This is a genomic window from Hyunsoonleella sp. 2307UL5-6 (assembly GCF_047345485.1).
Lineage (GTDB): Bacteria > Bacteroidota > Bacteroidia > Flavobacteriales > Flavobacteriaceae > Jejuia.
Genome location: NZ_JBLFEN010000005.1, coordinates 300889 through 327535, shown reverse-complemented (window position 1 = coordinate 327535; position 26647 = coordinate 300889). Strand labels below are relative to the sequence as shown.

The 26647-nt window shown below is 32.4% G+C and carries 23 protein-coding genes; 13 read left to right on the top strand and 10 right to left on the bottom strand.

Features of this window, described 5'->3' with window-relative positions:
• Positions 1-5: 5 nt before the first annotated feature.
• Positions 6-2141 (bottom strand): methionine--tRNA ligase, encoded by a 2136-nt coding sequence (gene metG, locus ACKGJY_RS11520; RefSeq protein ID WP_413974038.1) that lies wholly within the window; start codon positions 2139-2141, stop codon positions 6-8.
• A gap of 184 nt (positions 2142-2325) precedes the next feature.
• Between metG and ACKGJY_RS11515 the strand changes: the two genes are divergently transcribed.
• The gene (locus tag ACKGJY_RS11515) at positions 2326-3345 is read left to right on the top strand and encodes a S66 peptidase family protein (RefSeq protein ID WP_413974062.1); all 1020 of its coding nucleotides are present in this window, start codon (positions 2326-2328) and stop codon (positions 3343-3345) included.
• Positions 3346-4031: 686 nt separating this feature from the next.
• Complete coding sequence (locus ACKGJY_RS11510; RefSeq protein WP_413974037.1) at positions 4032-4205, top strand: hypothetical protein; 174 nt, start codon at positions 4032-4034, stop codon at positions 4203-4205.
• Between the two features lies 1 nt (position 4206).
• Here the strand turns inward: ACKGJY_RS11510 and ACKGJY_RS11505 are convergent, their stop codons facing one another.
• A complete protein-coding gene (locus ACKGJY_RS11505; protein WP_413974036.1) occupies positions 4207-4983 on the bottom strand; it encodes a TerB family tellurite resistance protein in 777 nt (258 codons plus the stop codon).
• A 313-nt stretch (positions 4984-5296) separates the two neighbouring features.
• On the opposite strand from ACKGJY_RS11505, the gene ACKGJY_RS11500 reads away from it, so the two are divergent.
• The 6 genes from ACKGJY_RS11500 (at position 5297) to ACKGJY_RS11475 (ending at position 9020) form a co-directional block, all read left to right on the top strand.
• Entirely contained in the window at positions 5297-5707 is a 411-nt protein-coding gene (locus ACKGJY_RS11500) for a BrxA/BrxB family bacilliredoxin (protein WP_413974035.1), read from the top strand.
• Between the two features lie 128 nt (positions 5708-5835).
• Positions 5836-6234 (top strand): hypothetical protein, encoded by a 399-nt coding sequence (locus ACKGJY_RS11495; protein ID WP_413974034.1) that lies wholly within the window; start codon positions 5836-5838, stop codon positions 6232-6234.
• Between the two features lie 24 nt (positions 6235-6258).
• On the top strand, positions 6259-7002 hold the full coding sequence (locus tag ACKGJY_RS11490) for a lysophospholipid acyltransferase family protein (protein WP_413974033.1): 744 nt from the start codon (positions 6259-6261) through the stop codon (positions 7000-7002).
• Between the two features lie 6 nt (positions 7003-7008).
• The gene (locus tag ACKGJY_RS11485) at positions 7009-8004 is read left to right on the top strand and encodes an acyl-ACP desaturase (protein ID WP_413974032.1); all 996 of its coding nucleotides are present in this window, start codon (positions 7009-7011) and stop codon (positions 8002-8004) included.
• A 15-nt stretch (positions 8005-8019) separates the two neighbouring features.
• A complete protein-coding gene (locus ACKGJY_RS11480) occupies positions 8020-8358 on the top strand; it encodes a n-acetylglutamate synthase (protein ID WP_413974031.1) in 339 nt (112 codons plus the stop codon).
• A gap of 5 nt (positions 8359-8363) precedes the next feature.
• On the top strand, positions 8364-9020 hold the full coding sequence (locus ACKGJY_RS11475; RefSeq protein ID WP_413974030.1) for an HD domain-containing protein: 657 nt from the start codon (positions 8364-8366) through the stop codon (positions 9018-9020).
• A 203-nt stretch (positions 9021-9223) separates the two neighbouring features.
• On the opposite strand, the gene ACKGJY_RS11470 is transcribed toward ACKGJY_RS11475, so the two are convergent.
• The gene (locus tag ACKGJY_RS11470) at positions 9224-10093 is read right to left on the bottom strand and encodes an AraC family transcriptional regulator (protein ID WP_413974029.1); all 870 of its coding nucleotides are present in this window, start codon (positions 10091-10093) and stop codon (positions 9224-9226) included.
• A gap of 855 nt (positions 10094-10948) precedes the next feature.
• On the opposite strand from ACKGJY_RS11470, the gene ACKGJY_RS11465 reads away from it, so the two are divergent.
• Together ACKGJY_RS11465 and ACKGJY_RS11460 are read left to right on the top strand one after the other, a co-directional pair.
• Entirely contained in the window at positions 10949-11557 is a 609-nt protein-coding gene (locus tag ACKGJY_RS11465) for a hypothetical protein (RefSeq protein WP_413974028.1), read from the top strand.
• A gap of 365 nt (positions 11558-11922) precedes the next feature.
• Positions 11923-12336 (top strand): DUF1348 family protein, encoded by a 414-nt coding sequence (locus ACKGJY_RS11460; protein ID WP_413974027.1) that lies wholly within the window; start codon positions 11923-11925, stop codon positions 12334-12336.
• 68 nt (positions 12337-12404) lie between these two features.
• On the opposite strand, the gene ACKGJY_RS11455 is transcribed toward ACKGJY_RS11460, so the two are convergent.
• Together ACKGJY_RS11455 and ACKGJY_RS11450 are read right to left on the bottom strand one after the other, a co-directional pair.
• Positions 12405-13187 carry an enoyl-CoA hydratase/isomerase family protein gene (locus ACKGJY_RS11455; protein ID WP_413974026.1) on the bottom strand — a complete coding sequence of 261 codons (783 nt, stop codon included), beginning with the start codon at positions 13185-13187 and terminating at the stop codon, positions 12405-12407.
• 14 nt (positions 13188-13201) lie between these two features.
• Complete coding sequence (locus tag ACKGJY_RS11450; protein ID WP_413974025.1) at positions 13202-14665, bottom strand: ATP-binding protein; 1464 nt, start codon at positions 14663-14665, stop codon at positions 13202-13204.
• 217 nt (positions 14666-14882) lie between these two features.
• Here ACKGJY_RS11450 and ACKGJY_RS11445 point away from each other — a divergent pair, with 217 nt between their 5' ends.
• Positions 14883-15743, top strand: coding sequence for a cupin-like domain-containing protein (locus ACKGJY_RS11445; RefSeq protein ID WP_413974024.1), 861 nt, complete (start codon positions 14883-14885; stop codon positions 15741-15743).
• A gap of 76 nt (positions 15744-15819) precedes the next feature.
• The gene (locus tag ACKGJY_RS11440; protein ID WP_413974023.1) at positions 15820-16311 is read left to right on the top strand and encodes a DUF6646 family protein; all 492 of its coding nucleotides are present in this window, start codon (positions 15820-15822) and stop codon (positions 16309-16311) included.
• A 248-nt stretch (positions 16312-16559) separates the two neighbouring features.
• Here the strand turns inward: ACKGJY_RS11440 and ACKGJY_RS11435 are convergent, their stop codons facing one another.
• Positions 16560-17033, bottom strand: coding sequence for a regulatory protein RecX (locus tag ACKGJY_RS11435; protein WP_413974022.1), 474 nt, complete (start codon positions 17031-17033; stop codon positions 16560-16562).
• A 103-nt stretch (positions 17034-17136) separates the two neighbouring features.
• Here ACKGJY_RS11435 and ACKGJY_RS11430 point away from each other — a divergent pair, with 103 nt between their 5' ends.
• Positions 17137-19539: a T9SS type A sorting domain-containing protein gene (locus tag ACKGJY_RS11430; RefSeq protein ID WP_413974021.1), complete on the top strand. Its 2403-nt coding sequence runs from the start codon at positions 17137-17139 to the stop codon at positions 19537-19539.
• Positions 19540-19640: 101 nt separating this feature from the next.
• Here ACKGJY_RS11430 and ACKGJY_RS11425 read toward each other — a convergent pair whose 3' ends face one another.
• The 4 genes from ACKGJY_RS11425 to gdhA all read right to left on the bottom strand — a co-directional run bounded on the left by ACKGJY_RS11425 (position 19641) and on the right by gdhA (position 26575).
• Positions 19641-22052 carry a TonB-dependent receptor domain-containing protein gene (locus ACKGJY_RS11425; RefSeq protein WP_413974020.1) on the bottom strand — a complete coding sequence of 804 codons (2412 nt, stop codon included), beginning with the start codon at positions 22050-22052 and terminating at the stop codon, positions 19641-19643.
• 2 nt (positions 22053-22054) lie between these two features.
• Complete coding sequence (gene recO / locus ACKGJY_RS11420; RefSeq protein ID WP_413974019.1) at positions 22055-22774, bottom strand: DNA repair protein RecO; 720 nt, start codon at positions 22772-22774, stop codon at positions 22055-22057.
• Entirely contained in the window at positions 22774-25134 is a 2361-nt protein-coding gene (locus ACKGJY_RS11415) for an ABC transporter substrate-binding protein (RefSeq protein ID WP_413974018.1), read from the bottom strand. Before ACKGJY_RS11415 ends, recO begins: the two co-directional genes overlap by 1 nt.
• Positions 25135-25231: 97 nt before the next feature.
• On the bottom strand, positions 25232-26575 hold the full coding sequence (gdhA, locus tag ACKGJY_RS11410) for an NADP-specific glutamate dehydrogenase (RefSeq protein WP_413974017.1): 1344 nt from the start codon (positions 26573-26575) through the stop codon (positions 25232-25234).
• Positions 26576-26647 lie beyond the last annotated feature (72 nt).

Sequence of the window (26647 nt, the reverse complement as noted above, 5' to 3'; positions counted from 1 at the left end):
AAGTACTAACTAATCTGCAACCCATTCCCAACCTTAGTATCATCAGGATTTACAAACACCAATTTCCCATCAGGAGTCTCCGTCATTAAAATCATGCCTTGACTCTCCACACCACGTAAGGCTCTTGGCGCTAGATTTACTAAAACTGTAACGCGTTTGCCAACAACTTCTTCGGCAGAAAAACTTTCGGCAATACCTGATACTATAGTTCTTATATCAATACCTGTGTCCACCTTCAACTTTAAAAGCTTTTTAGTTTTTGGCATTTTTTCGGCTTCTAAAATAGTACCTACGCGCATGTCTAGTTTGGTGAAATCCTCAAAAGTAATCGTATCTTTTTGTGGTTCTACTTTTGCATTAGCTATTTCGTTTGCTTTCTTTCTGGCTTCTAGTTTATCTAATTGCACTTGTATCGTTTTATCTTCAATTTTAGAGAATAGTAGTTCTGCTTTTCCTATGTGATGATATGCCGGAAGTAATTCTTTTTTAATTGAAATCTCGTCCCAATTTACAGGGTCTTTGAGAGATTCATTTTTATGAGACATCATAGTCTCTTTGTTGTTTGAGATAACTTCGTCGTTTTGCTCCTCGTTATGACGTAACTTTAGTATGTTTTTTAATTTTGTTGAAGTAAATGGTAAAAATGGCTCACTTAATGTTGCTAAAGCACTTGCTATTTGAAGCGCAACATACATGACGGTTTTAGTGCGTGTTTCGTCTACTTTAATGGTTTTCCATGGTTCAGCATCGGCTAAATATTTATTTCCTAATCGCGCTAAATTCATTAATTCTTGTCCGGCTTCCCTAAATCGGTAACGTTCAATGGAGCTTGCAATCACATTTGGATACGCTTTTATAGCTGCTAAAGTGGCTTCATCAACCTCGTCAAAATCAGAAGGTTCTGGCACAATACCATCATAATATTTGTTAGTTAACACTACAACACGGTTAATAAAATTTCCAAAAATGGCAACCAGTTCATTATTATTTCTTGCTTGAAAATCTTTCCAAGTAAAATCATTATCCTTTGTTTCTGGTGCATTTGCATTTAAAGCATAGCGCAACACGTCTTGCTGATCTGGAAAATCTTCTAAATACTCATGCAACCACACTGCCCAATTTTTAGAGGTGGATAATTTATTGCCTTCTAAATTTAAAAACTCATTAGCTGGCACATTTTCTGGTAAAATATAACTGCCCTCAGCTTTTAACATTGCTGGAAAAATAATACAGTGAAATACTATGTTATCCTTTCCTATAAAATGTACCAATTTCGTGTCTTTAGCTTTCCAGTAGGGTTCCCAATCTTTACCAACATGTGCTGCCCATTCCTTAGTTGAAGAAATATAACCTATAGGCGCATCAAACCACACATAAAGCACTTTACCTTCACCACCTTCAGCTGGTACAGGTATGCCCCAATCTAAATCTCTTGTTACAGCTCTTGGTCGTAACCCATCGTCAATCCATGATTTTACTTGTCCGTAAACATTTGGTTTCCAATCTTTTTTATGGCCTTCTAAAATCCACTCTTTTAAAAAGGCTTCGTGTTTATCTAAAGGTAAAAACCAATGCTTTGTTTTCTTTAAAGTAGGCACATTTCCTGTAATTGCCGATTTTGGATTAATTAAATCTGTGGCGTTTAAACTTGTTCCACAATTTTCACATTGGTCGCCATAAGCCTCTTCATTGCCACACTTTGGGCACGTACCAATCACAAAACGATCTGCTAAAAACTGATTCGCTTCTGCGTCATATAACTGCTCAGTAGTTTCTTCTATAAACTCTCCTTTTTTATCTAAAGTTTCAAAAAAATCAGAAGCAGTTTTATGGTGAATTGGTGCAGATGTTCTAGAATAATTATCATACGTAATTCCAAAATCTTCGAACGATTTTTTTATAATCGCATGGTATTTATCTACAATATCCTGAGGAGATACACCTTCATTCTTTGCTTTTATGGTAATAGGTACACCGTGTTCATCACTTCCGCCAATAAATGCCACATCGTTGCCTGTTAAACGTAAATAACGCGCATAAATATCAGCAGGCACATAAACACCAGCTAAGTGCCCAATATGTATAGGACCGTTAGTATAAGGAAGTGCTGTGGTAATGGTATATCGTTTTGGTTTGCTCATCAATCTAAAATTAAGGCGTAAAAGTAAGCATTTTGAGAGGGTATTGGAAATAAATTGTTATGGGTTTAGGATACTTACATAAAAGAGATCCCGCCATAAAGCAAGATTAGTTCAACTCACTATTTAAATGCGTCTTTCATAATTTTTAAAATAGTGTTTCACTAAAAAAATGTAAATTTACATGATGCAGAAACACCTACTAAATATAACTTTATGCTGTGTTGTTTTTTTCTTTGGAATTAAAACAACTTTTTCGCAAAACAAACCATTACCGCAACACGACATGAATTTTAAACAACCTCCATATTTAAAAGTAGGCGATACTGTTGCCATTGTTGCTCCTGCAGGAATTCTTAAAAATAGAGCAGGTGAAATACAGAAAGCGAAATCTTTACTTAAAAGTTGGGGTCTGCATGCTGTTGTGGGTAAACATGTATTTAATCAAGGCCGCCATTTTGCTGGAACAGATGATGAGCGATGTGAAGATTTTCAAAACGCTTTAGACAATCCAAATATAAGTGCCATTTGGTGTGCACGCGGTGGCTATGGCAGTGTTAGAATTTTAGACAAATTAGATTGGACAACATTTAAAAACCATCCTAAATGGATTATTGGGTATTCTGATATTACTGCTATACATAGTGAAACACATAATCTTGGAGTACAATCTATTCATGCTATGATGTGTACAAGTTTACAAGATGATGTTGAAACAATACAAGAGACCATTTCAACATTTAAAGCTGCTATTTTTGGTGATACATTAAGCTACACTTTAGAAGGCTCAACATACAATAAAATTGGTACTGTTTCTGCACCTCTAGTTGGCGGTAATTTAACTATACTGCACACTATGTTAGGTTCTCAAACAAGCTTAGACACCTCTGGAAAAATTCTATTTATAGAAGAAATTGGAGAATACAAGTATCATATAGACCGTATGTTGCAAAGTTTAAAACGTGCTGGTTATTTTGATAATTGTAAAGCTGTTATTATTGGTGATATGACTAAAATAAAAAAGAACACAACACCTTGGGGCTCATCAATAGAACAATTAATTTTGGATGTATTATCAGATTATAATTTTCCTGTAGCATTTAACCTAAAGGCTGGACATGAAATAGATAACCGCGCTTTAATTTTAGGCAGCACTGTTACATTACATGTGAGTAAAACACAATCTACACTTAAATTTACACCATAACCATCTAAAATTCAGAGCTTTTAAACGCACAAAAACAACCGTTTATAGTGTAAGGTAGTTTACTAATCGTTTATAGTTGCACACTCGTCTATTATTTTCAAAAAATTGTAATTTCTGTAGTACTATTGTACAGCAATACTAATTAATAGCATAGTTATATACTAGTTTTTAAATACTCAAAAAAATATAATACAACATAATTGTTATCAACAACAATCCCTCGTAACCAACTATACTTCTCTCGTTTAGTTGGTTTTTTATTAATGTAAAGCGCAACTTAAAAAGCATTAAACTCTTGTCTACTATTAAGCGTGATCATATCTTATTAGATGTTTTTTTGAAGTGTAATACTCAATATTTTCTTTATACTCCAAACTGAGTTAAATGATGGCCTATAGTTTATAAAACTTAGTATTGCATTCTTTTTGTTTAACGCACCTAAGTAATGTGACACTCTACCGTCAAAATAAGATATACCTAAATTTTCTGTTTTCTTTAAATAATCAATTAATCGCTATTGCTCTACATTAAAATTTATGGCATCCGTTATTTATTAATATTCCAATTTATCAAAAAAACTATTGGTACTGAATTTTATTAGGATTCTGATTTGCGTTAACATCAAAATGATATAGACACGCTTTAACTGAGCAATGTATTTACCTTTGTCTAAACGAAAATGATATATGAAAAAAGAAAAAGGAAATTTTGAATTTGTAAAAGATAACGACGATAAGAAAAGAAATTATCTCTTTCAAAAAGATAGCATCACTAAAACTGGAACCATTATAGTAGTTGCATTTTTGGTTATTCTCATTATAGCCGTAATACTATCTGGAGTTTTTACTGACTTTACATAATTTAAAATCTTAACTCCTTCTGTAACTGCTCATAAGCTTCTTGCACTTGTCTAAATTTTTCTTCGGCGCCGTCTTGATGCTCTTTACCTAAATGAATAACACGATCTGGATGGTATTTTTTCGCCATTTTTCGATAGGCTTTTTTAATATCATCTACTGTGGCGTCCTTGTTAATTTCTAAAATCTTATAAGCGTTATCTTTACTATTGTAAAACATGGCTTTTATACTTCCGTAATCTTTTGAGCTGATACCTAAATATCCTGCCATAGTATAAATTTGGCGTTCTTCATCTTTAGTAACAGTGCCATCGGCTTTTGCGATACCAAATAAAAAATGAATAAGTTGCAAACGCGAAGCATGATCCATCATTTGCTTAATTTGTAAGCATACTGGTCTTACCGAAACGTTTTGTTTACTTATGCCTTTAAACAATTTGAAAGCTTGGTTTGCACGGTCTTTACCATACATGTTTAAAAACTGCTTGCGCACATAATCTAATTCACGTTGGTCTTGTTTACCATCTGCCTTTATAATTACAGATGCAAGTACCAACAAACTCACCTCAAAATCTCCAGACTGGGTTTGCGGGCGTTGTCTGGGTGGTGTTCTATAGGTTGTTCTTCTTCTCCCTTGGGTGGATGGACGTTCTCCTAAAAGTGGATTACCACTATTTGACATCGAATCTATTACACTACCAATTGCTAAACCAATTATAGCACCTATTGGCCCACCAAAAGACCATCCTAAAGCACCACCTATCCATTTTGAAAAACTCATGTTTACTTCTAAATTTTATTATCAACCAAATATACTATTGTTAGTTGAAAATTTTAGTGTTTTGTTACGCAAGCTATAATAATTTAGAGTTATTATTTTTGCTAAAAATTTTATTTAATGCTCTAAATTATCAAATTTAGCACCGCGTTAAGGATAGAAGCGGCATCCTTTTTTGTTTTTTTTGCAAAAAAGATATAGCGGATAGCCTGACCTTATAACGCCATAAGCGTTATAAGGGAACGCCCAAATAATTTTTGCACAATTTTTGATTAACTTTGCATAGTTTAAATTTTAATATAAAAATATAGAAAATATGTATCCAGCAGAATTAGTAAAACCAATGCGTGAGGATTTAACCAATGTTGGTTTTGAAGAGTTACAAACTGCCGAGGCTGTTGATGCTGCATTAGCAAAAGAAGGCACTACTTTAGTTGTAGTAAATTCGGTTTGTGGATGTGCAGCTGCAAATGCAAGACCTGGTGCTAAAATGAGTTTAGAGAATGCTAAAAAACCTGATAATATTGCAACTGTTTTTGCAGGTGTTGATAGAGAAGCTGTTGATAAAGCAAGAGCACATATGATACCGTTTCCTCCAAGTTCGCCATGTATGGCATTATTTAAAAATGGAGAGTTGGTGCACATGTTAGAGCGTCATCATATAGAAGGTAGACCTGCAGAATTAATTGCAGAAAACTTAATGGATGCTTACAACGCACATTGTTAGAAAAAAGCATTTTTAAAATGCAAAAAACACTTAATGATTAAGAATTAAACCACGATACTTTCGTGGTTTTTTGGTTTGGTACGCAACCATTTTATAATTATACCATCTAAAAGTTAAATAGTATAATAATGAAAAAGTCAGTTTTTAAATTATGTATAGCGCCACTTTGTTTACTATTATGTTCTACACAATGTGAAGATGATATTCCATCTATTAATCAAGACACCCAAGCGCAAGAACTAACTATTTTAAAAACCGATATTGAAACTATAGCAGGTGCATCTATTTGTAATACTACTTTTGAATGTAAATTTATTGCCTTTGGAAGTAAACCTTGTGGTGGGCCTTGGCGTTATTTAATATATTCTACATCTATTGATATAGAAACTCTAGAAAGCATGGTTGAAAATTATAACCAAATGGAAGCTGAATATAATGAAGCATTTGGTATTGCCTCAAATTGTGCAATTGAAAACCCACCTACTAGCATTAATTGTGAAAATAATGAATGTGTTGCTGTGTACTAATACTTTGTTTATTATTTTTGGGGCATGGAAAAACTACTATCCTATCCCATATCGATTATTTACTATTTATGTTTTGGATTAACCCTTGTGTTTTTTCATCCAATACAGTGGTTTTGCTTTAACGTTTTAGGCTATAAGGCACACAAACTAAGTGTAGACGCACTTCAATTTTTTTTAATGCGATGTGCTAACATATTGGGTACGCGTTTTACATTTGATAATCCTCATAATATACCACTAAGCACACCGCTTATTATTGTTGCTAATCATCAGAGTTTATACGATATTTCTCCCATTATGTGGTACATGAGAAAACACCATACCAAGTTTATTAGTAAGGTAGAATTAGGCAAAGGCATACCTAGTGTGTCTTATAATTTACGCCACGGCGGTTCGGTTTTAATAGATAGAAAAAACCCCAGACAATCGCTTCCTGCTATTATGAAGTTTGGAGAATATATAGAAAATACAAAAAGGGCTGCTGTAATTTTTCCTGAAGGTACACGTAGTAAAGATGGTACACCAAAACCTTTTCAAACTAAAGGTTTAGAGATTATGTTTAAAAAAGTACCCTCTGCTTTAGTAGTGCCAATTTCTATAAATAATTCATGGAAAATGCAACGTTACGGGCAATTTCCTATGGGTTTAGGCACTCATATTAAATTTACCGTGCATAAGCCTCTAGAATTGGCTACCTTTGCTGATAAACAAGCCTTACTTAAACAAGTAGAACAAACCATAAAATCCCACATTCACCTTAAAAAATAATAGTATATGTCGTTGAAAAATGTAAGATTGGAAGTTATGGAATTCATTGAGAAAGACGTCGCTTCCTTAATGGAGAAATATTTAATGCCTATTGAAAAAATTTGGCAGCCTACAGACTTTTTACCTAATCCAGAAAAAGACAGCTTTTTTGACGAAATAAAAGAAATACAAGAGCTTGCTAAAGAATTACCTTATGATTTTTGGGTGGTTTTAGTTGGTGATATGATTACGGAAGAAGCGTTACCAACTTACGAATCTTGGTTAATGGATGTTGAAGGAGTAAACCAAGTTGGCGAAAACCGAAATAGTTGGAGTAAGTGGGTAAAACATTGGACTGCCGAAGAAAACCGCCATGGCGATGTTTTAAATAAATACTTGTATTTATCAGGACGTGTAAACATGAAAGAAATTGAAAAAACCACACAATATTTAATTGCTGATGGTTTTGATATTGGTACCGATAGAGATCCTTATAAAAACTTTGTTTACACAAGTTTTCAAGAATTAGCCACCTATATTTCGCATAACCGAGTTGCTAAAATTGCAAAAAAAACGAGTAATAAACGTTTGGCAAAAATGTGCCAGATTATCTCAGGAGACGAAATGCGACACCATAATGCATATTCTGAATTTGTGGAACGTATTTTTAAAGTAGACCCTAGCCAAATGATGATGGCGTTTCATTATATGATGAAACAAAAAATAACCATGCCTGCACACTTTTTAAGAGAAAGTGGCGGACACATAAGTAGTGCTTTTGAAGAGTTTTCTAATACTGCACAACGCATAGGTGTGTACACATCTACTGATTATGTTGATATTTTGCAGAAACTAATTGACAGATGGCAGATTGATAAAATTACTAACCTCACAGAAGAGGCTGAAAAAGCACGTGACTATTTAATGAAGTTACCTTCTAGAATGTATCGTTTATCTGAGCGCATGAAGATTCCAGAAAACTCTTATGAGTTTAAATGGGTGTCTCCGGCCACTAACAAATAAAATTGTTTTTTTAAGTTGATTAATTACAATAACAAAACATTTAAACCCATTTCTAGTTCAGTAAATAGTGAAACTAGTTCTGAAACAATTTTTAGTTATAAGCAACATCAAAATATAGTAACTTCTTACTACAGTGGTGGTAACATTATTAAGGGCCATCTTATTGGTTTGGTTGACGAGGATGGTAATATTAATATGCGATATCATCAAATTAATAAAAACGGTACATTAATGACAGGAATTTGTAGTTCTAAGCCTGAAATTACTACAAATGGAAAAATTAGGCTTCACGAAAATTGGGAATGGACGTCTGGTGATACATCAAAAGGTAGCTCTATTTTAGAAGAAATCTAATTAAAATGTCCTCACGAGAAATAATACACCACACCATAAGCTTTGTAAAAGAGACACTTAAAAATGCTGAAGGTGGACACGATTGGTTTCATATAGAGCGTGTGTATAAAAATAGCTTACTTATTGCCAAAACCGAAGCAGTTGATGTATTTATTGTTTCTCTAGGAGCGTTGCTACATGATATTGCTGACAGTAAATTTTATAATGGCAATGAAACAATTGGCCCTAAAATAGCACGTGAATTTTTATTTAAATTGAATGTAGATTCTACAGTTATTGAACATGTTATAAATATTATTAACCATATTTCGTTTAAATCAAGTTTAGAAGGCAAACAAAAATTTAAATCTCCAGAATTAGATGTGATACAAGATGCTGATAGATTAGACGCTATTGGTGCTATTGGTATTGCTCGAACATTTAATTATGGTGGTTTTAAAAATAGAGCCATATATAACCCAAAGGTTCCTCCTGCTTTAAACATGACAAAAGCTGAATACAAAGCATCTACCGCACCAACCATTAATCATTTCTACGAAAAGTTATTACTACTTAAAGATAAAATGAATACCGAAACTGGTAAACAACTGGCTAAACAACGCCATGAATTTATGGAGCTGTATTTAAAACAGTTTTATGCTGAATGGGAGGGAGAAGTTTAATGCAAATTATGTTTTTAGTAGAAATGCTATAGTTTGAATATAAAAAAAACACTAGCAAACGAAAGCGATAGAGATTAAACGGTCAATTTAAATCCTAAAAACAATTGGAATTTATAGGTGAAATATTTACTGTAACACATACACTTTTTTACAACAAAAAAGCTAAGGCATCACCCGCTAAAGCGGTATCACAAATAAAAAATTTACTGAATAATATGTTTAATTTCCTTGCGATATTGCGAGGCACTTTTACCAGTAATTTCATTAAACTGTTTATTAAAATGTGAGAAGTTGTTAAAGCCACATTCGTAACAAATATCAGCAATACTCATTTGGCTTTCGTTAAGCAGTTTGGTAGCGTGTACAATACGATGCTCGTTTACTATTTGTGTAAAGGTTTTACCTGTTGCTCTTTTAAAATATCTGCAAAATGCGGGTACCGTCATACTTACCTTATCGGCAATTTCATCTAAAGTAATATGATTTTCAAAATTAGAGTTAACATATTTAAATATGGTTCTAATTTTTGAGCTTTCTTGTGCTTCTGCTTCAAAAGCAACACCTTCAGCATTTAACATCTCATAATTGTCGGTAAGCGCTAAGTAGCGTAAAATCTCCATGAGTTTGATAGAGCGTTCTAGTCCTTGATATTCGGATAGTTTTTCAATTTTAGGGCCAATAAAGGTTTTAGTTTCTACCTTAAAACGAATCCCATTTTTAGCTAGCTTAAATAACGATACTAAATTTACGGCTTCTGGAATATTTAAAAAATCTTCTCCTAAAAAATCAGTTTTAAAATGTATAGTAGTTTCAGTACCTGTTGCCGTAAGTCTATCAGTAAATCCGTTATGCGGTAAATATTCACCTATTAATATTAATTGACTATTATTAAAATAAGAGAGGTGATTACCAATGTGTGTTTTTCCTTGACCCTTATTTACATAAATTAGTTCTAGTTCTTTATGAAAATGCCAATAGGCATCATTTCTATCAACCGTATCGCTATGCTGCTTTACAATTATTGAACTTCCAAAGCTTGGGGTAAGTTTTTTTAATGTAGGCTTTTTGTTCATTTTAAAGGGCTTTAGTTTACAAATTTAATATTTATTATGCATACATTATATATTTATTTACCTTAAATATATACTATATTAACTTAACAATGTGTTAACAATTACTTGATAGTTAAAATAGTACATAAATATGATAAAATTGATGTTTTCAGAGCTCTAAAAGCAGTATATATTTGCAGTGTAAATGTTTAAGTAATTTATTTTAAAACATATATATAATTAGTTTTAGTTTCTAATTATTACAAATTACATTAATAATTAATTTTAATGTCTTATTTAGTTTAGTTGGTTAAAAGTGGGCTGTGGTGGCCCACTTTATTTTTTATATATTTTTTGAATCCTGTTTATTTAAAATCTATATTTTTCATTAATATAATTTCCTTTAAAATTACAACTTATCTTAATAAAAATACACTTGTTTAAACCCGTTGTGTATTTTGAAAAAATCCTGTCAATTCGAGTGAATTTCACCACTGAAATGAGTGAAATTTGTATCGAGAATAAGAATTTTTAATATGAATTGGTCCACAATACGATTTTTTTATCAAAAAAATCAATCGAACTTACATTACACTGTTTATTTCAACTCAAAATGCACAACGGGTCTGTTTAAGTATCATCATTACTACATAACTACTCTAACATATTAGTTTATGCAAAGAAATTATATAATCAAAAACACTTATTAAATGTGGGATTTATTTAAAATTATCTTTAATATATACTATATTAACTTAACACAACCATAACATATATTTAACGGGTAATTTTGAATACAAATTAGTCAATTCTAATGTTTTTCAGGAAATACTTTTACTATAATTTTGGAGTGTGAAACGTTAATAAAACCAAATCATGAAAAACGTAAAAAACAACTCCAAAAAAGTATTTTTAATGGTAGCGCTAATGGCTACGGTTATAGGATACGCAAACAGCAACCCTTTTTCTATCGTAAAAAGTAAAGCTAACAGAACCGTACTTACTTTAAATGTTAAAGCAGGTAACCTTTTCACTATTAAGGATGTAAATGGCGTTATACTATTTAAAGAAGCAATTGAAGAATCAGGAGTATACCAAAAAGGTTTTGATCTTACTGAATTACCTAATGGCAATTACTTTTTTGAACTGGATAAAGACATGGAAATTAATATTATTCCCTTTACCGTTAATGCAAACAAAGTAGTATACGATAAGGACAATAGCGAAACAATTTTTAAACCTTCTACTCGTGTAAAGGATGATATGATTTTTGTAAATTGCTTATCAATGCATAAAGATCTCTTAGAAATAAGTATTTATTATGATGGAGGCAGCGCTCTAAGTAATTATGAATTAATTCACTCTGAAACCTTAACTAGTGAAGGTAACCAAATAAGAAAGGTTTATAAAATTAAAGATTACACAAAAGGTGATTATAAGATTGTATATAAAACTGAAGGTAAGACCTTTGTGAAATTTATTTAAAGTAACAGATTAACTCAATTATTATAAAAAAGCAGGCTAAGTTTAGCCTGCTTTTTTTGGTTTAAATTATTCCATTTCTAGAATAGCTTTAACTGATTATCTTTAAAATTTTGATGTAATTAGAAATCAATCTCTTCGACTTATATTTAATAACTAAAATACCCGTTGTGCATTTTGAAAAAATTCTGTCAATTCGAGTGAATTTCACCATTGAAATGAGTGAAATTTGTATCGAGAATAAGAATTTTTAATATGAATTGGTTCTCGATACGATTTTTTATCAAAAAAATAACTCGAACTGACATTACAGTGTTTATTTCAACTCAAAATGCACAACGGGTAACTAAAATAAAAGTTACAACACTATGGAGCAAAAATTTCCACTTCCACCATTTAGTTTAGAAGATGCCATTGAGAAGATACAAAAAGCTGAAGATGCTTGGAACAGTAAAAACCCAGAAAAAATAGCCAAAGCATATGCTATTGATAGTGCATGGAGAAACAGAGACACTTTTGTGAATGGGCGTGAAGACATTATCAATTTTTTAACCAAAAAATGGGAAAAAGAATTGAATTACAAACTAAAAAAGGAATATTGGGCGCATACAAGCAATAGAATTGCTGTTAGATTTGAGTATGAATATCAAACTAAAGCAGGCAATTGGTTTAGAGCCTACGGAAATGAAAATTGGGAATTTGACGAAAATGGATTAATGACAAAACGATTTGCCAGTATTAATGATTTAGAGATTACAGAACATGAAAGAATATTAAAATAGACGAATTACGTTCACTAGAAACACCTATATGAGATAGGACATCTTTAGATTAAAAAAGGTTCTAAAATCTATTCCCCAGGAAACTCCGCTTTTCTTTTTTCTAAAAACGCAGTAGTACCTTCCTCAAAATCTTTAGTACCAAAGCAATTTCCAAACGCAGTAATTTCGGTTTGGTAGCCATTAACGCCTGTTTTAAAATTAGCATTTACTGCTGTTATAGCAGCACGTATAGCAACAGAAGAATTTTTTTTAATTTTTCCTGCAAGCGTTTCACATAATTCTAAAAGCGCTTCTTGAGGTACAACGTGGTTTACTAAACCAAAGCTTAGTGCTTTATTGGCATCTATCATACCCGCTGTCATAATCATTTCTAAAGCACGCCCTTTACCAACTAACTGCGTTAAACGTTGTGTGCCACCATACCCAGGAATAACTCCTAAAGACACTTCTGGTAAGCCCATTTTTGCGGTATTACTGGCTACTCTAAAATGGCAGGCCATGGCTAATTCTAAACCTCCACCCAATGCAAAACCATTTATAGCTGCAATTACTGGTGTAGATAGGTTTTCTACAAAATCAAAAAGTATCTGTTGCCCATTTGCTGCCAAATGTGTACCCTCTTCAACACTGTAATCTGCAAATTCGCTAATATCAGCTCCTGCAATAAAAGCCTTTTCACCACTTCCTGTTACAATAATTACTTTTGTGCTTTTGTCGGCATCAGCAACTTTAAAAGCGTCGTGTAATTCTTTTATGGTGTCTTGATTTAGTGCATTTAATTTTTTAGGACGATTTATAGTAATCGTTGTAATGTTTGCTTCAGAATTTATAATAAGATTATTATAAGCCATTTTTCAATTTTTTATTAAGATTCACGTTTTGGAAACACTACTTTAAATATAGTTCCTTCATTAGTTTTGGTAGTAAACGAAATATTACCATTATAGGTTTCTATAATATTTTTAACCATTGCTAAACCAAGCCCCATACCACTTGTCTTAGTTGTAAACTTTGGTTCAAATACTTTATTTCTATACTCTTTTAAGATTCCTGAACCATTATCTGATACTGTAATAATTACATTTTTATCGTCTTCGCCAACATTTACTATAACCTGTGGCGTTTTATCTTCTGGAATGGCTTGTATACCATTTTTTACCAAATTTGTTACTACTCGTATTAATTGAGTTCTATCAAATTCTGCTATAATTTCTTCAGTTTCAGATGTAAATAAAATATAATCTTCGTTAAAAATATCTAATGCTAGTTTGGTAATATGTACAACATTTAGTGTTTCGTTTTGTTGTGCTGGCATTTTAGCAAAATTTGAAAATGCCGAGGCTATAGAACTCATAGTATCTATTTGCTGAATAAGTGTATTACTGTATTCTACTATTTTTTTCGTAATATCTTTGTCGTTAACGTCAAACTTTCTTTGAAAATTCTGGACAGTTAAACGCATTGGTGTTAACGGATTTTTAATTTCATGCGCCACTTGTTTTGCCATTTCTCTCCATGCTTGTTCGCGCTCACTTCTTGCGAGTTGTACTGCGCTATCCTCTAACTCATCAATCATACTATTATAAGAGTCAATTAGAGTTGAAATTTCTTGACTAGAGTCTTCTATTACAATTTTTTCGTTTCGCTTTTCCAAACGTGTTGTAATAATTTTGTCACTAATAGTTTTAAGTGATTTGGTGATGTATTTTGATAGTAAAAAAGCAATAAATATGGCTATAATTAAAACAAAAAGATACGCAATACCCAAACGCCCTAAAAATTCGTTTAGCTCTTTAGATAAAAAATCATCGCGCTCTAGGTAAGGTAAATTTAAAATTGCCAAGGGTTTAGATCTATTGTCATATATAAAGATGTATGACGACTGGTACGTGAGTCCGTTTTCGGTAAGTTTATCTACATAACGATGATCTGCTGTGTTAGAAATAGCATCTAAAATATGTGGTTCTATTGATTTTTCTTCTTCGTCAGGCTTTAAATTTGCTTTAGATGTAATCAGTAAGTTTCCTTCTAAATCGTAAAGATTAACTTGTAATTTATGGATATCTGCTATATTGCTAATTTCGTCTTTAAATATTAACGGAATATTTCTTGTTTTTACTTCCCAAGTATTCTGCCTTCCATTCAATACTCGTTTAAGGTGCGTTTTAATATTTAATTCTTTACGATTAAGTCGCTGTATGTGATAATCGGTAGTTTCTTCATTATATTGATATATAGCTACAGATGCTATAAGTACCGAGGCAATTAAAACCAGCACTATCATCACAATAAAAATACGAGTACGTAAAGAAAGTTTTTTTAATTTCATCTAAAATAGTAACGGATTAAAGATAGCAATAATCACACCAAACCTACTATCTATATTTTTAAAATTAAACAGGTATTTGGGTATTGCTACTTTAAATTATATTACTTAACTAACGCTAAAATCCTGTAAACACAAAATCAAATACTTGTAGCACCGTTAAAAATACAATTTCGCTATTAGTAACCTTTTGTTAACTTTGTAACAAACTAAATAAGCATTGTCGTTACACCTACAAGACATTCCGCGCGTAAAAACAATTACGAAAGCCGACTTTTTAAAACACTATTTTAAACCACAAAAACCTGTGGTTATAGAGCGGTTTATTGATGATTGGCCTGCATATAACACATGGAATTTAGAGTATTTTAAGCAGGTTGGAGGCGATTTAACTGTGCCACTTTATGACGATAGACCTGTAGATTATAAAGATGGATTTAACGAGCCTCATGCTAAAATGAAACTGAGTGCCTACGTTGATTTATTAAAACGAGAGCCAACAAAATACCGTATTTTTTTGTGGAATGCTTTAAAGGAAATACCGCAACTACAAAATGATTTTACATTTCCTGATTTTGGATTACGATTAATGAAAGGCATACCAATGTTGTTTTTTGGCGGACAAGACTCACATACTTTTATGCATTATGATATCGATTTGGCTAATATTTTTCATTTTCATTTTGAAGGTAAAAAAGAGTGTATTTTGTTTGACCAAAAGCAGAATGAGTATTTATATAAAATTCCACATTCTTTAATTACTAGAGAAGATATTAATTTTAAAAATCCTGATTTTAAAAAATGGCCCATGCTTAAAAAAGCTAAGGGCTATAAAACCGAATTAAACCATGGTGAAGTACTATATATGCCAGAAGGATATTGGCATTATATGCGTTATATAACACCAGGATTTTCTATGAGTTTACGAGCCATTGCCAGAAACCCAAAACACTTAGCTAAAGCGTTTTACAACGTACTAGTAATGCGAAGTTTTGATACTGTTATGCGCCACATTAAAGGCCAAAAATGGATAGATTGGAAAAACAAACAAGCTATTGTCCGTACACACAAACATCTATAAAACCTTTGCATTTATAAAACTTATAATATCTTTGCCAACTTATATTTAAAACTCAAATCAACTTAACAAATTAAAAATGAAGAAACTAATTTTTATACTAGCAATTCTAAGTGTATCACTTATTGACGCACAAGCTTACATTGGTAAAAACGACAACAAATTTCAAGTAGGTCTAAATGCTCAAGACAACGGCACAGGCATCAACATAAGTTACGATTATGGTGTTGGAGACAATATCTCTTTTGGTTTAAGTTCTACCTACCTTTTAGGTGTTGAAGAGTTAATAAATGCTGATTTTGGAGACCGTGTTGATATAAGAGCGCGTTTTAATGCTAACTTAGGAAACGTTATTAATGTAAGCGATAATTTTGATGTATACCCAGGACTAAGCTTAGGGTTAAAGAATTTTGGTGGTCATTTAGGTGCACGCTATTTCTTTACAGAAGGTTTTGGTATTTATACTGAGTTAAATGTGCCTTTTGCAAAATACAACTCAGGAACCTTAACGGCTGCAGAAACACTACACAATCAATTTTCACTTAATTTTGGTGCTAGTTTTAATTTGTAAAGCATCAAATTACATGCGATTTTTAGCATGTTCCTGTTAATAAGGACGTGATGTACCGAGAATTTATATGATCGTAAAATTTAAAAACGTTGTCTTTTGAAGTTGTTCTCGATACTATTTTTTTAAAATAAAAAACCAGCCGACTTCTATGAAACTGACATTTTGAATCTAGTTCAATTTATAACTAACACAACTAATTATACTGAAAAAGCGGATACTATTTCACAAGTTATCCGCTTTTTATGGATTTACCTGAAAAGCTCTCGTGCCTTTTCGTACACCAAATGCGATTCCCAGCCTCTATACAGTAGATAATCGATTAATTTTTGTCTTTTTTTGTATGTATTAGTCTCAGTGATAGAATTTGCTCTTTTTTCGGCTAAATTATTAAAAACCTCGATATATTCCGCATCTTCTATTTCTGCAAGTGCTTGATTTATATTAACTTTGCTGATGTCTTTTTTCTTCAATTCGAAAGTTAATCGGCGTCGGCCCCAAGCCTTAATTCTAAACTTACCGCTTACAAATGTTTTGGCAAAACGTTCTTCATTAAGAAAGTTATGCTTTAAAAGATGGACTATAATTACATCGATAGCCTCGGGTATCATGTGCATAGTCACTAATTTTTCACGTACTTCTTTATGACATCGTTCTTGATACGCACAATAATGCTCTAGTTTACTAGTAGCTTCTTGTACGGTATATGTTTTTTTGGTATGCATGTAGCATCAAAAATAACAATTGAAACTGATTAAAACATTAAAAATATAAACCCAAATTTTTATACTGAACTTTTTAGCTAACGTATAGATTGAAAAACCTTACATGATGAAAAAAATCACTTTATTAATTATTCTGCTTTTGGCTTTTGGCTTTAGTTATGGGCAGACAACTCTATCAGAAGGTGATATAGCTATTACAGGAGTTAATACCCAAAATCCTGATCAGTTTTCTTTTGTCCTATTAACAGATGTAACTGCTGGTACTACCATAAATTTTACAGATTTTGGATGGCTAAGCACTGGCTCCTTCAACACAACATTTAATGAAGGTGTTATTACCTGGACAGCAACTTCTACCGTAAGTTGTGGTACTGAGATAATTATTACAGATATTGGTAGTAATAATTATTCTTCTCTTGATTTTTCTGGTAGTACTATAGGTGCAGCTATTGAAACAGATGCATTATTTGCATTTTCTGCCGCAGGAGACCAAGTTATTGCTTATCAAGGTACACTTGCGACACCAACATTTTTATACGCAGTCCATGTTGCAAATGCTAATGGGTGGACAGATGCAACTAGCACTTCAAACAGCGCTATTCCTGCTGGCTTAACAGATGGCGTTAATGCCATGACTTTTAATACAGACAATTGTATTTATGATCGATCAGTATTGGCTAATCAAGCTTTAATTCTCAACGCAGTTGCTGATGCATCCAATTGGTCTGGAGCTAACGGTGGCGGAGCTAATATTCAATCACTTGGTGGTGCAGCTGTTTATACTTGTATTGCAGCAGGTACTTGCGCTACAACAGTGACATGGAATGGTGCTTGGGTTGGTGGGGCACCAGATGCATCTACTGAAGTTATTATAGCTGCAAATTATGACACAAGTTTAGGTAGTTTTAGTGCATGTAGCTTAACCGTTAACCCTAGAATAGATTTAAATGTAAGCAATGGCACTTACATTGAAGTTGAAAATGATGTGGTTGTTGATGGTAATTTAACAGTTCAAAGTCAAGGTAATTTTGTTCAAAATGATAATGGAGGTACTTTTACTTCAAATGGAAGTTCTAGTGTAACTAAACAAACACCACCAAAAGCAGATTGGTTTTATTATACATATTGGAGTTCACCCGTTGAAGATGAAACTATAGAAGAAGCTTTTCCAGATGCACCTGCTGATAGACGTTTTTGGTTTGATGCTTCTGCCTTCGTGGACAATGCTCCAACTGATGATATAGATGATGATGCTAATGATTGGCAATTCGCGCTTGCTGGGGATACAATGACTCCAGGTGTTGGTTACGCTGCTACTGAAAGTAGATTTCATTTACCGGGAGGAGCAGGGACAGCAGATTTTGAGGGTGTTTTCAATACTGGTGACATACCTGTTACTATAGCTTTAGATCCAACAAACTTAGGTGTAAATTGGAATTTTATTGGAAACCCTTATCCATCTGCATTAGATTTTGATGCTTTTCATTTAGCAAATTCTGGAATAATTGGTGGCGCAGCATATTTTTGGTCACAAGCATCACCACCGCTTGAGTCGAACCTTGGTAATGAAGGATTAAATTTTAATTTAAATGATTATGCAATTTACACTGTAGGATCGGGCGGTACAGCTGGTGGTGTATCAGGAAAAGAACCGAATGGCTTTGTAGCATCTTGCCAAGGTTTCTTTGTTCCTGCTTTAAGTGCAGGAACTGCCACTTTTACTAACGCTATGCGTATGGCTGATGATACAAGTAATGACCAATTTTTCAAAAACTCTAGAACTAAAAAATCTAATACTGAAAGTTTGAAAAATAAGCTGTGGTTAAATTTAACTTCTGACAATGGTGTTTTTAATCAAGTGCTCATAGCTTACGTCGATGGTGCAACTGATAGTAATGACGGCATGTATTACGATGCTCCTAAATTTCTTTCACAAGATTATGCCGCAGCTTTATATTCTTTATCAGATTCAGATAATATTAAATATGCTATTCAAGGAAAAAACACTACTAGTATTGACGAATCAGAAATTATTAAGCTTGGTTTAAGCACTAATATAGATGTTGCGACAATTTACACATTATCAATAGCCCAACTGGAAGGTGAATTTTTACAAAACAATACTGTGTCTCTAAAAGACAACCTAACAAATACAATTCACAACTTATCCGATAGTGATTACAGTTTTACTTCTGAAGTTGGTGAATTTAACAACCGTTTTGAAGTTGCGTTTAACGCTACCGCATTATCTACTAACGATTTTAATGTAAATGCTAATACAGTTAAAATAGTGCAATTAAATACTGATACTGTAGAGTTTACTACTGAAACTTCAAACTTTAAAACCATCACAGTTATTGATCTTTTAGGAAGAACATTACAGAAATATAACGCAGATAGTAATACCGAAACCTATAACTTAAATGCTTTAAAAACCGCCGTTTACATTGCTAATATAGAATTAGAGAACGGTGTTACTTTAAGTAAAAAGTTTGTGAAGAAATAAGACTATAATTAAAATTCAATATTTTACACGCTATTCCCAATGGAGCAGCGTGTTTTGTTTTTATACATTTAATCCAAATTTAACTTGAATGTATAAAACAACTATAACCTGTATTTTAAAGCTAAAATAAGATTACTTCCTGGTGCAGAAATACCTGAGGAATATGGCCTGTAACGCTGGTTTGTAATGTTTTCTAAAGCTGCGGTAATAGTTGTAGATGTATTTATGTTATATTGTGTTCTTAGGTTTAAAGTATACCATGAAGGTGAAAACGGATTACCATTTTCATCAGAAGCATAAATATAATCTTTAACTTTTTCTGAAGGTGCTAATTCGTTATAAGATAACTCAGCATTATACATAGCAAAAGCATCAACTACAAATTTTTTAAAATTATACACCAAATGAGTACTTCCAAAATTTGGTGCTACATGGCGTATAGGCACTTCTATATTATCATTTTCTTCTGTACCATCAATTACGCTATACTGAGAGGTAAGCTCTAGATGTTTAGCAAGTTGTAGTTTCAATCCCACTTCAAACCCATAAATCCATGCTTTTGATGCGTTTTGTATCGCTTGTACATTGCTCAACTCACCATCATATAGTATTTCAGTGTCGCCATTCAAATTAAAATCTCTTCGTACTAGTGCGTTATCTAAATACGTGTAATACGTGCTCAAATCTAATATAAACTTCTTATTAAAATCAAGTTTCACACCTACTTCGCCACCATAAGCATACTCTGGACGTAAAGCTTGGTTTGGCACAACTACTGAGCCTGGTTCAGAATCAAATACCTTACCTATATCATCTATATTTGGAGCTCTAAATGCTGAAGCTGCATTTAATTTCCATTGTATCGTTTTGTTTGGAAACCAAGTTAATCCAGCAGTACCAGTAAGTGCTCCTGCATTATTTTTTGAGCTTTGAAATGGTAGGTTTAAAAATGTATTGTTTTCTGTAAAATCAGCTTTAGATGTAACATTATTATATCGCAAACCAGATTGAAATACAAACTTTGTATTTGGCTTGTATTTTAAGCTTGTATAAAGAGCCGCAGAAGCCCAAGTAGCACCGTTTGGATATCTTGTTACCGCTCTAGAAGTACTTCTAGTGGCAATGTTTTCGGTTTGTCCTACAGATGACACTTTATTAAATACGTATTCTGTACCATAAAACAATTTTGTTTTTTCGCTCAGCCTTTTTTCAAAATCTAAATTAAACGAATATGCATCTACGGCTTCTTCTCTAATTCTTCTATCTACAGATTGAAAATCCCGATCTATTCTACTTTCTTGAAAATTTTGATACGCTAACGTAGCTTTAATTTTATCGTATAAATTTGAAGCACTACTAAGCTTTGTAATTTGAAAGTTAGACATAAACCATTTTTGTGGGCCGTAATTCCATTCAGCAGAACGTAAATCGTCACCACGATTACGAATTAGCCTGTCGTATCTTGGAATATCAGAAGATTTTGAGTAATGCAATCCTAAATCAAAACTCAAATCTTTATAAGGTTTATATCTTATTTTTTGAGTTAGGTTTAACTGATTGTAACCAGAAAATCTTTGAACTCTAGGGTTAGGGTTGGCAACTATAGCGTCATTTCCATTGTTTGAAATAATAAACTCCGGCCTTAAATAATCATCTGGTCCATGAGCACCCATTTTTAAATCATTAAAATCTGTAAAGGTAGCACTAGTTAGAAACCCCCATTTTTTATAGCCTAAATTTAAATTTATATGCCCTGTTTTTTCATTACTGGCCGATGCGTATCGTACCAAAGTATTTGCTTTAACCATTAAGGTGTCAGCATATGATAATTTAGGTGTTTTAGTGTAAAAACTCATAACGCCACCAATAGCATCACTACCATAGATAACAGAACCTGACCCTAATGTGATTTCTGTACTTTGTATTGACAATGGGTCTACAGCTATAACATTATGTACATTACCACCTCTAAATATAGCGTTATTCATACGTACACCATCAACAGTAATTAATAAGCGATTAGTTGAAAAACCTCTAATTAAAGGGCTTCCGCCTCCTAATTGACTTTTTTGAACAAATACTGATCCTGTATTTTGTAATGCATCTGCACTGGTTTGGGGATTTGTAAATGCTATAATTTCAGCATTACTATTTACAATTTTTTGAGGAATATCGTGTTTGTGTTGCTCAAACTTTGAGGCCGAAATTACAATTTCATTCAACCCTTGTGTATTGGCGTCTAAACGCACAATTTTAGTTTTTAAAATATCAGCTTTTGTTAAGGATTTGGTAATATGAGATAGGTGCTGAAAGTAGAGCGTATCTGTTAACGAAAACTTTTTTAAATTGGCAATACCATTAAAATTTGTAACTACGCTTTTAGTTTTTTTTACATCAAAAATTGCAACACCAAAAATAGGCTCTTCAGTTATTGTATTTACTACTTTTATATTTTGTGCTTCTACTACTTTTAATAGTAGTAAAAACAATAAAAGCATATAGTTGCGTTTCATTTTTAATTAAAAACTTGGTTAAATATTTGTAATGATTTTGGGCTTCTAAAGCTACCCAAATGTAGTTCAAAATAAAGCAAAATCATATTTAAAAATGATTGTCTTTTTTGTGCATTTATTTTTAGTGTAGATAATACATCAAATTTTATACCTAAAAGCTGTTTTAAAAGCACTAAATTTTCACCTGAGACACTGTATCTTCCCAAATCTTGCATTTGAAAACTACCATCCTCTAGATTAAAAAAGGCTTGGTTTATAGAAGTAATATCTGGATAAAACCCCAAATACTTGGTGAGTTTTAATAAAAATAACAAATGAAAATTAGCATATTCATTGTCTGTATCAAAAAACAATAACGAGGTTTCTAAATAACTATACAGCGCTTCGTTTTTTTCTTCTTCTTGTAATGTGGTAGCTAGTATTTCGGAAAGGAACATTACAACAGCACTTTTAAAAATATGAGAATGTAAACTTGTGTAAACAACATTGGTTTTTACCTCTTTTAAATGGTATAAAGATCGAGCTTTTGTATAATTAAAAACGACTTGAACTTGCGATAGCAACTGAAAATATGCTGCTTTAATACCCGATTTTTTAGATTTAAAAACACCACGAACTAAAAAGCTTATAACACCATGTTCTTGCGTATAACATTTTACGATTAAATCATTATCTCTATATTTTAACTTTGATAGTACAATGGCATTTGTAGTGCTTAACATTACCTTACTATCATTAGTTTAATAACTTTAGTTTCAAAGCTATCTAAATCAGAAAGCATCACGAGATATACTCCAGATGCTACTATGTTGTTGGCTAAATTTTTACCATTCCAAAAGGCAGTACCACCGTCTATTTCTAAATTAAATCCTTGAAACCTTTGGTTAGTTCTAGATTGTGCTTCGGCAACCAAATTCCCTTCAATATCAGTAATTTTGATATTAACATTATTGGGGAGACCATCTATTTTTACTTTTTTCTCAACAATATCAAAACCTGGTCTTACCGGATTAGGGTAAGCATAGGCACTTGTAAAATCTTCTGAAACAGATGAGCTGCCTGTTTTAAAGGATACTAATCCTTTTTCAGTAGCTATAAATAATGTGCCGTTTGATTCGTCTAAAGATAAATCTGAAATATTATCAGATGGTAATGGAGAATTCTCTGTAGTAAAGTGAAAAATAGTTTGTTGTCCATCAGAAGAAAAATAAAACAAACCTGAGCCAGTTGTTCCTATCCATTTATTATTAGCACCATCAACAAGTATTTTAGAGATAAATTGTTGAAAAAGCAGTTCTTTTGCAACACCATCTTCTGAAATAATTATTTCTTCTACTCTAGGCTTATCTTCATCAAAAAAACCAGAGGTGTTAAATAGTACTCTTAACCCTCTAAAAGTGCCAATCCACAATTGATTATTATTATCTAAAGCTAATGCTGTAGCAAATATAGATGGCATATTTTGGTCTTCAGCACTTATATTTTTAATCCTTTGTGTACCGCCCTCGTTATTAAAGCCAATAAGCCCAAAAGCTGCACTGGCTAGCCATTTTGTTCCGTCTCTCCCTATTACCATGTCTCTAAAACCGGCGTTATCTGCATCTGCTGCTATTATCTCTTCAAAATCAAAAGACCGCCATGTACCGTTAGATACGTTAAAAGATTTTAATGGCCTATTAATTCTACTAGTTGCTGTCCACAATAAACCATCTTCATCAAATACAGATGGGCCTACCCTTATATCTATATAATTTGGATCTGAAGTTACTAAAGATTCTAAACCACTATTGGTGGTATTATATAGTGTAGTAGGCACACCATCTTCCAACTCTAATAACCCACTAAAAAAAGAACTCATAAAAACTTGATTGACGTTAAATGGGTTAACAGCAATACTGTTAAGGCATTTAGCATCAAAATCTACGGAATATGGTGTATTACTCCAAGTGCCATTTTCAAACTTACTAAAACCCCGATTATTTAATGGAAAAGGGTTAAGGAATAATGTATACTCGCCATAAGTAACCCATAATTTATTAAAAGATGCATTTAAAGAAAACGGTTTGTTTAATAATGGGCCATCTGGATGTATTTCTTTAAAAGTATTAACATTAGATATTGAAGTTTCTAAAATTCCAAAATCTCTTGTACCAATATAAATGGCGTCATCAATTGCTAGTGCAGAGGTATATCTGGTATCAAAAGCGTTATTAACATCGACTTGAGCTAATACATTAAAATCTTCGTCATATACAAAAATATTAGTATCAGTAGTTACGATTAGTTTATCATCTTCACCTCTTATTTCTAACGGTAGTCTATTATATCTAAAAAGAAAAGTTAAATTAGAGTCATTAACTTGAAAAATATTGCGGTTACTGGCTGTAGCATATAATTTATCTGTTAACCCCTCAATACCTATAAAATCGCCAGTAGTTATACTTTCCCAGTTTCTAAAATCTATTAAGTTTGAACTATCCAACGAGGCCCTTCGAATACCTACATTTCTACAAGCGGCATAAATAAAATTATTAAATATAGTTGTTTGATTTACTCGCAATTGGCTGCCTTGATCTCCAATAAAAAAAGTGTCTCCAAATTCAAGTCGTTCAAGATCAAAAACTGATATTCCAAAATCTGTAGCGATATAAGCAATATTATCTAAAACATTAAAATGATTAATTTTTTTACTTGTGGCAGGTATCGTAACCTTATCTATAATATCAATAACAGTTAATACATTACTATCATTTTCTAATACAATTTCTATAAGTCCGTTTTCATAACCTATCAGCAATAGCTCAAAAGTATCACTATAGTATATTGTAGAAATAGTATTACCTGATAAACCATTAATTGTATCAATTTTATCTATTTCCTGAGTATCTATGTCATAAGTAAAAACAGCGTTTTCGGCAGCTGCATAAATTTTTGAGTTACTCTTAACAATATCAACAACATTAAAATACGAAAAATGCCCTTCCCAAAGTGCTGAAAAGTCTTGAGCATATTGAACTATTGGTACTAAAAAAAATAATAAAACAAAACTCTTTTTTAACATGGCTTCTTTTTCTGCTTTCAAATATATTTATAAGTAACGAGTTATAATTTAAAATAATATACTTAAAACAAAAAAAGCTTCCTAAAATAGGAAGCTCTTCTCTTAGTTTTTTATGTGATTAAACAACACCTTGTGCTAACATTGCGTCTGCTACTTTAACAAAGCCTGCAATATTTGCGCCTTTAACGTAATCTATATAACCATCTTCATCGGTACCATACTCTGTACATGATTTGTGTATATCGCCCATAATTTCTTTTAATTTTTTATCTACCTCTTCTCTTGTCCATTTGTAACGTAATGAGTTTTGAGTCATTTCTAAACCAGAAGTTGCAACACCGCCAGCGTTTGAAGCTTTTCCGGGAGCAAATAAAATTTTAGCCTTATGAAATTCTGCAATAGCTTCTTTAGTAGATGGCATATTAGCACCTTCACTCACGCACATACAGCCATTTTTTAATAATGCTTTAGCATTATCGCCATCTAACTCATTTTGTGTGGCACAAGGCAACGCTATATCGCATTTCTCATTCCATGGCGTTTTACCTTCAAAATATTTAGCGTCTGGATATTCATCAACATATTCACTTATTCTACCTCTTTTTTCATTTTTTAAATGCATAACAAACTCCAACTTATCAGCATCTATACCATCTGCATCGTAAATATATCCAGAAGAATCTGAAAGCGTAAGTACTTTAGCACCAAGTTGAATTGATTTTTCAGCAGCATATTGAGCCACATTACCAGAACCAGATATTACAACTGTTTTACCATCAAAACTATCATCTTTAGTTTTTAGCATATTTTCTGCAAAATATACTGTGCCATAGCCAGTAGCTTCTGGTCTAATTAAAGAGCCACCCCATGTCATGCCTTTACCTGTTAAAACACCCGTAAACTCATTTCTTAACTTTCTATACATTCCAAAAAGAAACCCTATTTCACGCTGGCCTACACCAATGTCTCCAGCGGGTATATCAGTATTTGGACCAATGTGTCTAAATAATTCGCCCATAAAAGCGTGACAAAATCTCATAATTTCATTATCACTTTTATCTTTTGGGTTAAAATCACTTCCTCCTTTACCACCGCCCATTGGTAATGTTGTTAAGCTATTTTTAAATACCTGCTCAAAAGCCAAAAACTTTAAAATACTAGCGTTTACCGTTGGATGAAAACGTAAACCGCCTTTATAAGGACCAATGGCAGAATTCATTTGAATTCTGTACCCTCTATTAACTTGAATTTCGCCATTATCATCTACCCAACATACTCTAAATGAGATTAATCGTTCTGGCTCAACCATTCTAAGTAAAACATTTTTACCATAATAAATATCATTTTTAACTATATATGGAATTACGGTTTCTGCTACTTCTTCAACCGCTTGTAAAAATTCTGGTTCGTGAGCGTTACGCTCTTTTACCATATCCAAAAACTCTGTAATTACTTCTTTCATGAATTAACAAATATTTATATTTTTACTGAAATTACAATTTAGAATCGTAAAGATACGTTATCTTTAAAATAT

Excerpts from the sequence above, each read along its gene's own strand:
- ACKGJY_RS11440 (WP_413974023.1), top strand. The coding sequence starts at position 15,820 with ATGAAGAAACTAATTTTTATACTAGCAATTCTAAGTGTATCACTTATT.
- ACKGJY_RS11450 (WP_413974025.1), bottom strand. The coding sequence starts at position 14,665 with ATGAAATTAAAAAAACTTTCTTTACGTACTCGTATTTTTATTGTGATG.
- ACKGJY_RS11510 (WP_413974037.1), top strand. The coding sequence starts at position 4,032 with ATGAAAAAAGAAAAAGGAAATTTTGAATTTGTAAAAGATAACGACGAT.
- ACKGJY_RS11490 (WP_413974033.1), top strand. The coding sequence starts at position 6,259 with ATGGAAAAACTACTATCCTATCCCATATCGATTATTTACTATTTATGT.
- ACKGJY_RS11460 (WP_413974027.1), top strand. The coding sequence starts at position 11,923 with ATGGAGCAAAAATTTCCACTTCCACCATTTAGTTTAGAAGATGCCATT.
- metG (WP_413974038.1), bottom strand. The coding sequence starts at position 2,141 with ATGAGCAAACCAAAACGATATACCATTACCACAGCACTTCCTTATACT.
- ACKGJY_RS11515 (WP_413974062.1), top strand. The coding sequence starts at position 2,326 with ATGCAGAAACACCTACTAAATATAACTTTATGCTGTGTTGTTTTTTTC.
- recO (WP_413974019.1), bottom strand. The coding sequence starts at position 22,774 with ATGTTAAGCACTACAAATGCCATTGTACTATCAAAGTTAAAATATAGA.
- ACKGJY_RS11485 (WP_413974032.1), top strand. The coding sequence starts at position 7,009 with ATGTCGTTGAAAAATGTAAGATTGGAAGTTATGGAATTCATTGAGAAA.
- gdhA (WP_413974017.1), bottom strand. The coding sequence starts at position 26,575 with ATGAAAGAAGTAATTACAGAGTTTTTGGATATGGTAAAAGAGCGTAAC.
- ACKGJY_RS11425 (WP_413974020.1), bottom strand. The coding sequence starts at position 22,052 with ATGAAACGCAACTATATGCTTTTATTGTTTTTACTACTATTAAAAGTA.
- ACKGJY_RS11470 (WP_413974029.1), bottom strand. The coding sequence starts at position 10,093 with ATGAACAAAAAGCCTACATTAAAAAAACTTACCCCAAGCTTTGGAAGT.
- ACKGJY_RS11500 (WP_413974035.1), top strand. The coding sequence starts at position 5,297 with ATGTATCCAGCAGAATTAGTAAAACCAATGCGTGAGGATTTAACCAAT.
- ACKGJY_RS11505 (WP_413974036.1), bottom strand. The coding sequence starts at position 4,983 with ATGAGTTTTTCAAAATGGATAGGTGGTGCTTTAGGATGGTCTTTTGGT.
- ACKGJY_RS11495 (WP_413974034.1), top strand. The coding sequence starts at position 5,836 with ATGAAAAAGTCAGTTTTTAAATTATGTATAGCGCCACTTTGTTTACTA.
- ACKGJY_RS11455 (WP_413974026.1), bottom strand. The coding sequence starts at position 13,187 with ATGGCTTATAATAATCTTATTATAAATTCTGAAGCAAACATTACAACG.
- ACKGJY_RS11475 (WP_413974030.1), top strand. The coding sequence starts at position 8,364 with ATGTCCTCACGAGAAATAATACACCACACCATAAGCTTTGTAAAAGAG.
- ACKGJY_RS11435 (WP_413974022.1), bottom strand. The coding sequence starts at position 17,033 with ATGCATACCAAAAAAACATATACCGTACAAGAAGCTACTAGTAAACTA.
- ACKGJY_RS11465 (WP_413974028.1), top strand. The coding sequence starts at position 10,949 with ATGAAAAACGTAAAAAACAACTCCAAAAAAGTATTTTTAATGGTAGCG.
- ACKGJY_RS11430 (WP_413974021.1), top strand. The coding sequence starts at position 17,137 with ATGATGAAAAAAATCACTTTATTAATTATTCTGCTTTTGGCTTTTGGC.